Origin of the sequence: Sneathiella chinensis (assembly GCF_012720115.1) — a bacterium.
Taxonomy (GTDB): domain Bacteria; phylum Pseudomonadota; class Alphaproteobacteria; order Sneathiellales; family Sneathiellaceae; genus Sneathiella; species Sneathiella chinensis.
In genome coordinates this window covers 71,121-83,919 of record NZ_VNWN01000006.1, presented here as the reverse complement: position 1 = coordinate 83,919, position 12,799 = coordinate 71,121, and the positions used below count along the sequence as shown (strand labels likewise).

12 protein-coding genes are annotated in these 12,799 nt (G+C 58.6%); 6 read left to right on the top strand and 6 right to left on the bottom strand.

Annotated features, from left to right (window positions below):
- Window positions 1-88 precede the first annotated feature (88 nt).
- Both FQB27_RS10470 and FQB27_RS10465 read right to left on the bottom strand, forming a co-directional pair.
- Complete coding sequence (locus FQB27_RS10470) at window positions 89-1,054, bottom strand: M14 family metallopeptidase (RefSeq protein WP_169561003.1); 966 nt, start codon at window positions 1,052-1,054, stop codon at window positions 89-91.
- Between the two features lie 47 nt (window positions 1,055-1,101).
- Entirely contained in the window at window positions 1,102-2,037 is a 936-nt protein-coding gene (locus FQB27_RS10465; RefSeq protein ID WP_169561002.1) for a LysR family transcriptional regulator, read from the bottom strand.
- Between the two features lie 206 nt (window positions 2,038-2,243).
- Here FQB27_RS10465 and FQB27_RS10460 point away from each other — a divergent pair, with 206 nt between their 5' ends.
- The 6 genes from FQB27_RS10460 (at window position 2,244) to FQB27_RS10435 (ending at window position 8,688) form a co-directional block, all read left to right on the top strand.
- A complete protein-coding gene (locus FQB27_RS10460; protein ID WP_169561001.1) occupies window positions 2,244-3,908 on the top strand; it encodes an ABC transporter substrate-binding protein in 1,665 nt (554 codons plus the stop codon).
- 64 nt (window positions 3,909-3,972) lie between these two features.
- Complete coding sequence (locus tag FQB27_RS10455) at window positions 3,973-4,947, top strand: ABC transporter permease (protein WP_169561000.1); 975 nt, start codon at window positions 3,973-3,975, stop codon at window positions 4,945-4,947.
- Window positions 4,947-5,840: an ABC transporter permease gene (locus FQB27_RS10450; protein ID WP_169560999.1), complete on the top strand. Its 894-nt coding sequence runs from the start codon at window positions 4,947-4,949 to the stop codon at window positions 5,838-5,840. The genes FQB27_RS10455 and FQB27_RS10450 overlap by 1 nt, the downstream gene beginning before the upstream one ends.
- Entirely contained in the window at window positions 5,837-6,823 is a 987-nt protein-coding gene (locus FQB27_RS10445) for an ABC transporter ATP-binding protein (RefSeq protein ID WP_169560998.1), read from the top strand. Before FQB27_RS10450 ends, FQB27_RS10445 begins: the two co-directional genes overlap by 4 nt.
- Window positions 6,816-7,826, top strand: a complete 1,011-nt coding sequence (locus tag FQB27_RS10440; protein WP_169560997.1) for an ABC transporter ATP-binding protein — start codon at window positions 6,816-6,818, stop codon at window positions 7,824-7,826. Before FQB27_RS10445 ends, FQB27_RS10440 begins: the two co-directional genes overlap by 8 nt.
- A 4-nt stretch (window positions 7,827-7,830) precedes the next feature.
- Window positions 7,831-8,688, top strand: coding sequence for an N-formylglutamate amidohydrolase (locus tag FQB27_RS10435; protein WP_206374548.1), 858 nt, complete (start codon window positions 7,831-7,833; stop codon window positions 8,686-8,688).
- A 77-nt stretch (window positions 8,689-8,765) separates the two neighbouring features.
- On the opposite strand, the gene FQB27_RS10430 is transcribed toward FQB27_RS10435, so the two are convergent.
- From FQB27_RS10430 to FQB27_RS10415, 4 genes are all read right to left on the bottom strand, one after another.
- A complete protein-coding gene (locus FQB27_RS10430) occupies window positions 8,766-9,101 on the bottom strand; it encodes a YdbL family probable chaperone protein (protein WP_169560995.1) in 336 nt (111 codons plus the stop codon).
- Between the two features lie 29 nt (window positions 9,102-9,130).
- The gene (locus FQB27_RS10425) at window positions 9,131-9,352 is read right to left on the bottom strand and encodes a YnbE family lipoprotein (protein ID WP_169560994.1); all 222 of its coding nucleotides are present in this window, start codon (window positions 9,350-9,352) and stop codon (window positions 9,131-9,133) included.
- Window positions 9,349-12,189: an intermembrane phospholipid transport protein YdbH family protein gene (locus tag FQB27_RS10420; RefSeq protein WP_169560993.1), complete on the bottom strand. Its 2,841-nt coding sequence runs from the start codon at window positions 12,187-12,189 to the stop codon at window positions 9,349-9,351. Before FQB27_RS10420 ends, FQB27_RS10425 begins: the two co-directional genes overlap by 4 nt.
- Before the next feature lie 88 nt (window positions 12,190-12,277).
- Complete coding sequence (locus FQB27_RS10415; RefSeq protein WP_169560992.1) at window positions 12,278-12,793, bottom strand: winged helix DNA-binding protein; 516 nt, start codon at window positions 12,791-12,793, stop codon at window positions 12,278-12,280.
- Between the last annotated feature and the right edge of the window lie 6 nt (window positions 12,794-12,799).

Here is a 12,799-nt window from a genome sequence, read left to right as displayed (position 1 = left end):
ACCGAGGGGAGGTTTCTGTTTTCAAGGCCCTGATCATGTCAGGGCAAGGTCAGGGCAAGATCAGGGTTCATGGCCCATGGGCCGGGGATCAAACCTCGATCAGGCGACCGAACCGAAGGGCGCTTTCATCTTTGCGAAGCCGCAGGTTCGGCATGATCAGGACGCAATCATCATACGGTGTGGTGACCGGTTCGTCCCCGTCATGGGCGATAACGGTGCCGGCCTTGTCAAAGACTTCACCGCCGCTGAACTTCTCGTTAAAGCGGAAATTGTCGGTCTTGATGGTATAGGGACCGCTGGATTCCACGAACCGCTGGGCTTGCGGCAGGGTTTTCGGGCCAAACTTCTCGGCCAGTTCAGGGTCGATCATGCCCAGCACATCCAGGAAACGATAAGCCGTTTCAATGGCCAGATCGCCGCTTTCCTTGACCCAGTGCATGCCGCATTCCATCAGCAGCGCATTCTTGTGACTGTCCGGGTTGATAAAATCGCCATAGTCCCGCATGCGCAGGCCCGCCTTGTGCCCGGCATCGGAAATCACTGTTTCCGGCAGACCGACCTGTTTGGCAATAACGCGCCCCTTGGCGATGGGGCCGGCCATCATCAGCGGCTCCGGGGTGATGGTCATGGAATGGATATCCAGCAGGTAATCCACCTCGTCGATCAGCGGACGAACCGCCCGTGCGCGGCGGAGCTCAACACTGTCCCGATCACCGTCCAGAACGTCCTTTGCCCAGACGCGGTTGAAATCCTCTTCCACATAACGAGAATCCATCGGGTTGGCCGGATCAAAATTGTGATAGGCATCCACATTCATGAAGGCCAGCGACAGCTTGCCCCGTGTGGGCCGGACATCCTGCTTAAACAGGTGATCCACGGCGATGGCGCCGCAAAGCTCGTTCCCGTGAACCACGGCACTGACCAGCGCATGGGGCCCCTCCACCCCGGAATCGAATGTGGTTACATATTCAATGCCCCGGTTGCCGGTCTTGTAGGCGGAAATATCGGGAGCCGTCAGTTCAATGGTGAATTCGGACTTCTGTTCGGTACTCATTTCGGCACTCTCTTCTTTGATTGTCCTGATAGGGACGGATGGGAATATCAGGCGGACAGCCGTTCTTCAGACTGCTTCATCCAGTTCGCCAGATAATTCTTCAGGTAGGTGACAAAGACTTGGGAAATCTCCGTCGGCGGGGTGCTTGCCGGAAAGGCAAACGCATAGATATAGTTCATGTCATGCTTGAACGGGCGCACGACGACCCCGTGACTTTCATGGCGGTTGGCGGTGATCTCGTTGGCCACCGTGACCCCAAGGCCGCTTTCGATCAGGGCGCAGGCCATTTCCATGGTCGAGGTCTCGAACCGGACCTGCGGCTCGATCCCGACAGAACTGAACAGTTCTTCCAGACGGTGCCGGGAACTGTGGCTGCGGGACATGGGAATAAGGTTGTGCCCCTTCAGGTCACTGATATCGATTTCCCGCTTTGCGGTCAGCGGGTGCCCCTTGGGCATGACACAGACCGCCCGCGGCCGGGCCAGTTCCTCCAACCGGATGCCCGGATGGGACAGCGGCAGGGAGACTAGCCCCACATCCACCCGCAAATCCGCCACCATCTCGACGGACATTCGGCTGGTGCGGGTCTCAAACTGGATTTTTACATCGGGGAAGTCCTCCGCAAAGCCGGTCACGGCGCGGGACAGGAAACTCAAACTCATGCTGGGAACGGCGGCAATGCTTACCTTGCCCCGCATGGGGGCTTTGCTGTCCCGGGTGCTGTGCAGCACATTTTCAATGCCGGTCAGGGCCTTGCTGACCTCCGCATGCAGGCGGAGCGCCGCCTCGGTCGGGATCAGGCGCCCGCCGGACCGGTCAAACAGGCTGAACCCCAGATCCTTTTCAAGCTGTGCCACGTTGCGGCTGACCGCAGGCTGTGACAGGCCCAGCTTGATCGCGGACCGCGTGGTCGAGCCAGCCTCGACAACCGCACTGAAAATCTCCAGTTGGCGAAAGTTCAGGCCATTTGCAAAATTCGACATATCACACCGAAAAAGATTTAGCAGGTATTCGCTGGGCGAATAGGATTAAAAAAAGACTATACATATACGTATGTGTTTGTCTACATTGGCGCCAGATCAATGGTTAAAATTGGTCAAGAAATACCCCCACGCGCGACAGGGGCCAGCGCGACACAGGCCTGCGCGACACTTGGGACGTTTTAACTGTTTGAACAGGGAGATTGAAAATGTTCATCGGAAAGTATGGCCTTGCCGCAGCAGCGGTGGCCCTTGCGACCGCCTTGCCGGCCGCAGTACAGGCGGAAACTCTGACCATGGGAATGGCCTCTGAAGCCAGCTCCATCGATCCGCACTACCACAACCTGTCACCGAACAACGCGCTGCGCCGCCACATGTTCGAATCGCTGACAAATCAGGACGAAACCCAGCAGCTGGGTCCGCTTCTTGCCGAATCCTGGAAGCCGATCAGCGAAACCGCCTGGGAATTCAACCTGCGCAAGGGCGTCAAGTTCCATGACGGCTCCGACTTTACGGCGCTGGACGTTGTCTATTCCGCCTGCCGGGTACCGAACGTTCCCAACAGCCCGTCCAACTTCGTCAGCTTCACCAGCGCGATTTCCGACTTCGAAATCAAGGACGACCACACCCTGATCGTTCACACCTCGGAACCCACACCGCTGCTGCCGACCTATTTCGCCAACTGGGGCATCCTGTCGGCAACCGCCAATGGCGTTTCCGGCGACATCAAGTATGACAAGGAAAACTGCGGTCTGGACGCGTTCCCGTCCACAGTTGACTTCAACAACGGCTCCGCCTCCATCGGTACCGGCCCGTACAAGTTCAAGGAATTCGTCAAGGGCGACCGCTTTGTCATGGAAGCCAATGCAAACTATTGGGGCGGCAAGCCCGAATGGGACGAAGTGATCCAGAAGCCGATCACCAATGCCGCCGCCCGTATGGCCGCCCTGCTGGCTGGCGATGTTGACTTTGTCGACAACCCGCCCACCCAGGACCTGGCAGAACTGAAAGAAAACCCGAAATTCGACGTATCGCAAGGTCTGTCCAACCGGGTAATCTATCTGCATATGGACCAGTTTGGCCCGTCCACCTTCGGCGTCAAGGGCACCGGCAAGCCGGACGCCCAGTATGAAGGCGAAGGCCCGTGCGCCACGGAAGCCTGTGAAAAGAACCCGTTCCTTGACGTGCGTGTTCGTCAGGCCCTGTCCAAGGCCATCAACCGCGATGCCATCGTCGAAAAAATCATGGGCGGTGTTGCTGTTCCGGCCGGTGAACTGCTGCCGCAGGGCTTCTTTGGCACCAACCCGGGCGCCAAGCACGAAGCGTATGACCCGGATGGCGCCAAGAAACTGCTGGCCGAAGCCGGTTACCCGAACGGTTTTGAACTGGTCCTCGGCACCCCGAATGACCGGTATATCAACGATGCCAAGATTGCCCAGGTCATCGCCCAGATGTTCACCCGTATCGGCGTGAAGACAACCGTCAACGCCATGACCAAGAGCGTCTTCTTCAAGACCCGGAACACCTACGAGTTCTCCATCTATCTGGCTGGCTGGGGCGCTGGCACCGGTGAAATGTCCAACCCGCTGCGGGCCCTTGTCGGTACGCGCAACAAGGAAACCGGTCTGGGCGGCACCAACCGTGGCCGTTACAGCAACCCGTCACTGGATGAAAAGATCCTGACGGCCCTTGCCACCGTGGATGACGCGAAACGCGAGGAAATCCTGCGGACCGCAAGCCGGGAAGCCATGGAAGATTACTCCATCCTTCCGCTTCACTTCGAAGTGACTTCATGGGCACACCGCAAGGGTCTGTCCCACAAGGCACGTGCCGACCAGTACACCCTGGCAACAGGCGTACACAAGGCCAACTAAGTCCATCGGAACAAAGAGACCGGGCACATATTCAGTGCCCGGTCTTTTTTGACAGGAGAGTTCAGTGCTTGCTTTCACCATTCGGCGCTTGTCGCAAAGTGTCGTTGTCTTATTTGTAATGTCCATCATCGTCTTTGCCGGTGTGTATGCGATCGGTAATCCGGTCGACATCCTGATCAACCCGGAAGCGGATATTGCGGAACAGGAAGAAACCATTCGCCGTCTGGGTCTGGATAAACCCATCTGGACGCAATACGGCCTGTTCCTTGCCAATGCCCTGCAAGGCGATCTTGGGAATTCATTTGTTCATAATCTGCCGGCGCTTGACATTATTTTCCAGCGCCTGCCCGCCACCCTTGAACTGGCCTTTCTGGCCGTGGGTCTGGCTGTTGTTTTCGGCGTCCCCCTTGGCATGCTGGCTGGTCTGAAACCGGACAGCGTTGTTGGCCGGGTTATCATGACCGGCTCCATTCTGGGGTTCAGCCTGCCCACCTTCTGGGTTGGCCTGATGCTGATCATGCTGTTTTCCGTGAATATGGGCTGGCTTCCAGCCTCGGGACGCGGGGAGACGGTGGACCTGTTCGGTATACCCGTCAGTTTCCTGACCCTTGATGGCCTCAGTCACCTGTTCCTGCCCGCCTTCAACCTGGCCCTGTTCAAGATGTCACTGGTCATCCGTCTGGCCCGGTCCGGCACCCGCGAGGTTCTGCTGCAGGACTATATCAAGTTCGCCCGCGCCAAAGGGGTTTCCGACGCCCGGATCATCGGTGTGCATGTGCTGAAAAACATCATGATCCCGGTGGTAACCGTTTTGGGTCTGGAACTTGGCAGCGTGATCGCCTTTGCCGTTGTGACGGAAACCGTTTTTGCATGGCCGGGAATTGGCAAGCTGCTGATTGACAGCATCAGCCATCTGGACCGTCCGGTTGTGGTTGCCTATCTGCTGCTGACCGTGACCATGTTTATCGTTATCAATTTTGTCGTGGACATCCTGTATTCCATTCTGGATCCACGCGTTCGTCTTGGAGGAGCAAACTGATGGCCGCCGCTGTACAGGATGACGGCATCAATCCGTGGCGCACCTTCGCGTCGGATTTTGCTGAAAAGAAACTGGCTGTTCTGGGCCTGATCGTATTCGTGGCCCTGATCGCAGCCGCCATCTTCGCCCCGTGGATCACCCCCCAGAACCCTTATGACCTGAACCAGATCGACTTTCTGGACGGGCGTCTGGAACCGGGTAGCGTGGGATCACAGATCACCTATTGGCTGGGCACCGACGATCAGGGCCGCGACCTTCTGTCCGGTATTTTCTATGGCCTGCGCACCAGCCTTGCCGTGGGCGCCGCTTCAACCCTGATCGCCCTTGTTCTAGGCGGTGCTCTGGGCCTGTTTGCCGCCTATTTCGGGGGCCGTGTCGATACCCTGATCATGCGGATCGCCGACTTGCAGCTCAGCTTTCCGGCCATCCTGATCGCCCTGATCCTTGTGTCCGCACTGGGACAAGGGGTGGACAAGGTGATCATTTCGCTGGTGGCGGTGCAATGGGCCTATTACGCCCGGACCATTCGCGGCACCGCCCTTGTGGAACGCCGCAAGGAATATGTGGAGGCGGCAACCTGTCTTGCCATCAGCCACCGCCGGATCGTGTTCAAGCACCTGATGCCCAACTGTACGCCGCCGCTGATCGTGGTCGGTACCGTACAGGTGGCACACGCCATTTCCCTGGAAGCGACCCTGTCCTTCCTCGGGATCGGTGTGCCGATCACGGAACCATCCCTTGGCCTGCTGATCAAGAACGGCTTCGATTACATGCTGAGCGGTGATTACTGGGTCAGCTTCTATCCGGGCCTTGCCCTGCTGATTACCATTGTCAGCATCAACCTTGTTGGTGACCAACTGCGTGATGTCCTGAACCCGAGGCTGAAAAAATGACCCAGACAGTACCCACACTTCAGGTGGAAAACCTGCAAACGCAGTTTTTCACAAAAGCCGGTGCCGTTACGGCGGTCAATGATGTCAGCTTTACCGTCAATCGCGGCGAGGTTCTGGGCCTTGTCGGGGAATCCGGGTCCGGCAAGTCCGTGACCGGTTTCTCGATCCTTGGACTGGTGGATCAACCCGGCCGGGTTACCGGCGGCAAGATCCTGTTCAAGGGCGAGGACCTGACCCAGTATACGGAAAAGCAGTATAAGCAACTGCGGGGCTCGCGGATTTCCATGGTGTTTCAGGACCCCATGATGACCCTGAACCCGGTCTTGCGGATTGATACCCAGATGGTCGAAGCCATCCGCGCCCACGAAAACGTGTCCAAGGCGGAAGCCTTGCAGCGGGCCCGTGACGCACTGGGACAGGTTGGCATTCCCTCGCCCGAGGAGCGCCTGAAATCCTATCCGCACCAGTTTTCCGGTGGCATGCGGCAGCGTGTGGCCTTCGCCATTGCGCTTCTGAACAAGCCTGACCTGATCATCGCCGACGAGCCGACCACGGCCCTTGACGTGACCATTCAGGCCCAGATCTTGTATGAAACCCAGAAACTGTGCCGGGAAACGGGCACATCGCTGGTCTGGATCACCCATGATTTGACCGTTGTGGCGGGCCTCGCCGATACGGTCTGCGTCATGTATGCGGGCAAGGTCGTTGAATCCGGCAAGGTGGACGATGTTCTGGACAATCCGAAGCACCCCTATACCGAAGGGTTGATCGGGTCGGTGCCAAGCCGCAACAAGCGGGGCCAGCCCCTGACCCAGATTCCGGGCATGACCCCGTCCCTGTTCAATCTGCCAAAGGGCTGCTCGTTCCGGGAACGGTGCCAGTATGCCTCGGACGCCTGCCAGCAGGCCCCGTCCATCAGCAAATGTGAGGATGGCCGCCTTGTTCGCTGCCATCGTGTAGAGGAGGCTCTCTCCCATGTCTAATCAGGAACAGAACTCTCCTGTACTGGAAATCCGGTCGCTGTCGAAGAAGTTCGTCAAGCCGCTGGATTTTGCCGGAAAAATCGCCCAGAAGCTGGGCTCCAATATCCGCGAGGAAGTGGTCCATGCGGTGGATGGGGTCTCGCTTCACGTCAACAAGGGTGAAGTTGTCAGTCTGGTGGGCGAGTCCGGTTGCGGCAAGTCCACGCTGGGCCGCATGGTGGCGGGCATCATGCCTCCCACCTCCGGCGAGATCCTGTACAAGGGGCAGAATATCGCCTCCCTGACCGGGGAGGATGCGCGGGAAGTGGCGCTGAAGGTCCAGATGATTTTTCAGGACCCGTTCGCGTCCCTTAACCCCCGCCTTCGGGTCCGGGACATCATCGGCGAGGCACCGCTGGTGCACAAGCTGACGACTGCGGCGGAACAGGATGACTATCTGGATGACGTGATGCTGCGCTGCGGGTTGGACCCGTCCTACAAGCGTCGCTATCCGCACCAGTTCTCCGGCGGGCAGCGCCAGCGTCTTGGGATTGCCCGCGCCCTTGCGGTGCAGCCGGACTTCATCGTCTGTGACGAGGCCGTGGCCGCCCTTGACGTGTCCATTCAGGCCCAGATTCTGAACCTGTTCATCAAGCTGCGGGAAGATCTGGACCTGACCTATCTGTTCATTTCCCATGATCTGGGTGTGGTCGAGCATATCTCGGACCGGATCGTGATCATGTATCTGGGGCGGGTTGTTGAGTCCGCCCCCACCGAGGAATTGTTTGCCAAGCCAAACCATCCCTATACACAGGCCCTGCTTCGGGAAATCCCGCGGCTGGATGCCCGTCATGCGGACTTTACCCCGATCGAGGGAGAGATCCCCTCTCCGCTTGATCCGCCGCAGGGATGTCATTTCCATCCTCGTTGCCCCTTTGCGACAGATCGTTGCCGCCAGGAGGTCCCTCAACTTAAATCGGTTGCACCCGGCCATATGTCCGCGTGTCATTTGAATGAAGGTTAGTATCGTGAGTAGCAAAAACATTCCGGGCGTTCTGTTCCTGAACGCCCCGACATCCACCTCTGTTCCCCTTGTTCTGGACAGCCCGCACAGCGGCATGGAATACCCCGAGGATTTCAACCACGCCTCGGATTTCATGATCCTGCGCCGGGCGGAAGATACCTATATCCACGAATTGTATGCCGATGCACCGGATTTGGGCGCGACCCTGATGGGGGCCCATTTCCCGCGCAGCTATATCGACGTGAACCGGGGCATCACCGAAATGGACACCGCCCTGATCGATGGGGACTGGACCCGTCCTGTTGGCGAAAGTGAAAAAGCCGGTCTCGGGATTGGTCTGATCTGGCGGAAAAACCAGATCAACGAGGATATCTATGATCGCAAGCTGTCTGTGGCCGAAGCAGAAAACCGCATCGACAGCTATTGGGTGCCCTATCACGACACCCTGAAAGCGGCACTGGATGACACCCATGCCAGTTTTGGCCGTGTATGGCACCTGAACTGCCATTCCATGCCGGAAATGAGCAACGAGACCTCCAAGGAAGGGCCCGGCGTCCAGCGTCCGGAATTCTGCCTTGGCGACCGCCGCGGCACCACCTGCGATCCGAAATTCGTTGCCAAGACAAAAGAGGTTCTGGAAGAGCTTGGATATCAGGTTGCCGTCAATGAGCCTTATGCCGGTGTGGAACTGGTGCGGGCCTATAGCGACCCGGATGCGGGCCGTCACAGCCTGCAGATCGAAATTCGCCGCGATCTCTATATGGATGAGGCCACCCTTGAGAAATCAGCCAATTTCGACAAAGTGAAGGCCGACCTGAAAGTTCTGGTGGAGAAACTGGCGGAATTTGCCGCCGCGAACTGATCCCCGCCTGAAAAACAGAAAAGGGGCAGATGCCATATGGCACCTGCCCCTTTTTTTATGAATTCAGGAACCGCAGGTTATTTCTGCGTCCATTTTCCATTTTCACCAAGGAACCATGTTCCCTTTGGCGCTTTCTTGAAAATCTCAAGGGCATAGACACGCCCCACCTGATCCGGGGAGACACCTTCGGACTTGGCCCGTTTGACATAGATGCCACGGCGCTGTTTGTTGACCGTATCAACAAACCCCTTGGCCGATCCGTCCCGCGCCCGGGTATAGCCGTCATAGGCCTCGCCGACAGCGCCGGATTTCCGCAGATCGTCAAGCTGACTGGCCCATGCCGGTGCCGGCCCCATCAGACCCAAAGATGCGGCCATCAGGGCGGCCCCCAACAACAGTCCCCGACGGGACATACCGTATTTTTTCGTCGCGTGTTTCATGATCAGAAAATCTCCGGGTTGGTCTCGATATCTTCTTTGGCGGTTTCTTCGATCTTGAGGCGGACTTCCGCATCAAGTTTGATATTCAGATTGATAGTAATAGGTTCGGACGGTGCCTCGACTTTCACCGTCGGCGAACAGGCCTGTAGCAATACCAATCCTGCAAGCAGGGTAACAGGCAATATTCCGTAAGAGTTTCCGTTCACGCATTTCCTCTTGATCATTGACGCTTCTTACCGACGGTAGCACGCAGGGCCTGTTCCGACAACCGATAGCCATCGAGCACCGTCCCAAGGATCTTGTCCAGATCCGTTTCCACATTGATATTCAGGACAACCGGCCGGTTGTTTTCCACATCCGGGTTGCCCCCCTTGATATGCAGGCTGACCTTGTCCTCGCCGGTGGGGGGCTTTTGAATGGCGATCGACAATTCGGTATAATTGAAATTCTCCAGAATATCGAACAGCAGCTTTGTCTGGTCCCCGCCGCCAGCAAGGGCCTGCCGGGCTTCTGCTGAATGGACCTGCAGATGGCCCGGCTCCAGTGCGGTCAGTTCCCCCAGCGAAATGGTCAGCTTGTCCCCGTCAAATTCCAGCGGCAGGCTACCGCTCAGCCGTCCGGTGGCGGTCACATCGGGAATATTTCCCATGGCCATGACCTGTTCCAGGTCCAGCGCACTCAGTTCCACCGTGACCCGGTTGACCGCCGCTGCCGTATCCAGTTTCGCATCCCGGATTTCAGCCATGCCGCCGACAAGCCCGGTTCTCAGGTAATCCACGAACAGAACCGGTGCGTCCTGTGGTGTTGCCACACGAAAACGCAGCAAGGGCCGGTCAAAAACGGCGGCCGCCACCAGACGATCCGCAGAAATTTCCTGCGGGGTGCTGACGGTCAGCGGCATCAGGCTGTCCAGCCTGATCCGCCCGGTGATGCCGGTTGCTTCCATCCCCTCCATTTTCAGGGAAACCGTGTCAAGATTAAGGCTGCCCGATGTGGTCACCGTATCGCCGGACCAAACCAGTTCCGCCGCACCGCCAAGAAACCCACTGGCCTCCACCTCTGTGCCAAGGCCGTGCACCAGATCCGCCGGTTGCACCCCGCCTTTCTCAAACGGGATATCAGCAACGGTCAGCCTGATGCGTCCCTGCCCCCGGTCCAGATCGGCCTTGCCGTCAAAGCGGACCATTTCACCCAGCAACAGCGTGGTCAATCCGCCGTTCACAGCCAGCGTCCCGGACCGAAGCTGCGCGTTTCCGGCAAGCGTGACCGGCGGCTTCAGAAACAGGCCCTTGCCCGCCGTTACCTGCATCCCCACCAGATCAACCGTGCCGTTTTTGAAATCCGTATCCAGTTGGTATTGGGCCTGCCCGCCCTTGAAACTGGCCTGCCGCGGCCCCGCATCGACCCGGCCTGTGACATCCCGGACCCGGCCGCTGTAACCGCTTTCGGATATGTCCACATTCCCGGACAGGGACAGGCCGGAGATGCGGATATCCTGCTGTTTGACCACCATGTCCCGCCCGGACCAATTGACCGTGCCGGTGAGGTTACCGGCCGCCCGGTTCCAGACTAGGGCCACATCACCGGCCACCGTGCCGCCAGTTCCGGCGGGAAGGGCCGATAACAACCGGGACAGTTTTTCAGGCGTAATCCCGCCCCGGCCCACAGTCAGGGGGTCCAGTTTCCCGGTGATGTCCACGCGAGAGAAAGCCCGCTCCGACTGCAGGTCATAGGCCAGCGTCACCTCATCATCCCGGCCTGTCACACGGCCTTCCGCCTTTGCGCCGTCTTCTGTCAGGGCGGCGGTGGCGGTCAGGAGCAGCGGCGGAAACAGGGGTTTTGCGATGGGATCGGACACAGATACGGACAAGGTCTCAACCGTAATCTGCTGCCCAAATTCCCGGATACGGACGGCCAGTTCACCGTTTTTGACGGTGATCCTGTCCTCGTTCATGATCAGCAATCCGGCCAGATCCTGCCCGCGCACCGCCAGATGGTGGTCCCCGCTGGCAAAGTCATACTGTCCTGTTGCCGAAAGCGCGATCCGCTCGGACGCGGCGGTATATCCCTCCCCCTCCACAGACAGGCCTGTGACCTCCAGATCACTGGTGAGGGTTAGGCCCTCCCCGCTCCACCCGGCGTGGGCGCGGGCGGACAAGGCCGCATCCAGCGGCGGCAGGTCCGCAAGATACGGGGACAGATCACCGGGGCGAAGGCCCGTTTTCTGAAACACAAAATCAGTAACGGTCAGGTTTCCCTGTCCCGCCCCGCCGACCAGATCATGAAAGCCCTGCAGCTTCAAGGCATGGGAGCCTTCCTGAAGGGCCGCCGCAAGGCTGAAATCCGCCCGCTCCGGGTTCAGGCTGACCGTGCCCGTCAAGGGAACCGGCGGCCATGCGGGAAGGTCTGCGCGATGCACCAGTTTGCCATCCTCAATGCGGATATCAAGGCGGGTTTCGGGCAGGCTGCCGGCAACAGACAGGTCCAACCCGTCAAGGGCGATGCCCTGCCCGCCTTCCTCGTGGGTGGCGTTCACCTGAACCCGGGCTGCAAGAGCCCCTGCTGCATCAAGGGTACCGTTCAGGACCGCGTCAAGCCCGGTTGGTCCCAAGGCGGCCTTGATACGGGCATCGGTCACAGAAATGGGGGGAATGGTCAGGGGGCTTTCATTGCCCGTATCAGAAGCAGCATCCGTTTCGGCAAAGCCCATCAGGACGGACAGGGCACCGCCCTCCGGGTCGGACAGGTCGGCGTTCAGGCGGTCTATCGTCACGCCATCCACCTGCCCGGACAGCAGACCGGCCAGATGATACTTCACCGCCAGTCGTCCTGCGGAAAGATCGGGACCAAGGATCACATCCTCGATCACCGCGCCGTCCGTCTCAATAGAGGTCACCTGAAAAGACGGTTGATCGAAGCCGAGGCTTTTCAGGTGATAGGCAAGGCCCCTCTCGGCCAAAGGCACCCGAAAGCCATACAGGCCCGCCCCCGCCATCGCCACTATGGCAACCGCAAGAACCAGCCTTGTCGGCCAGCGTCCAAATGTTTTCGAAAGTTTCATATTCCGGGCCCCAAACAGATGCGGCCCCAAGAGTAACGGGATCGGGGCGGCCAACCAATCTCTTTCTTGGTTGGCCGCCCCGGATCGCCTAGATAGAGGCCGCGGCGCGGGCGGCCTGATCGTACAGACCGGACACGCTTCGCAGCACTGTCGCGGTCTTGCTGATCTCGTTGAAGTCCCGATCTGTTGCCGCTGCGGATTCCAGCAGGCACACATCCCGGACCTTGCGATATTCCGCACAGACCTCGGCGCCTTTCGGGGTGGTGGAATAGAACATTTCCTTGCCCCGTTTCTCGCTCTGGATCAGATCGGATTTCATCAGCTTCTTGAGGGAATAGTTGATGGTGTGGGAATCTTCCACATTCAGCATGAAAGCCACATCCACCAGCCGTTTCTCGCGCTGACGGTGGTTGACATTGTGCAGAACAAGAATGTCCAAGCCGTTGAAATCGCTGTATCCAACGGCGGTCATGCAGCGCACCATCCAACGGTTGAACGCGTTATAGGCCATGATCATGCCGTATTCCAGTTCACTCATCTGCCATCCGTTTTCGGAGGCCAGATGCTCGGATGAGACGATGTGCGGGATATTCTTTTCTGTCATTATTCT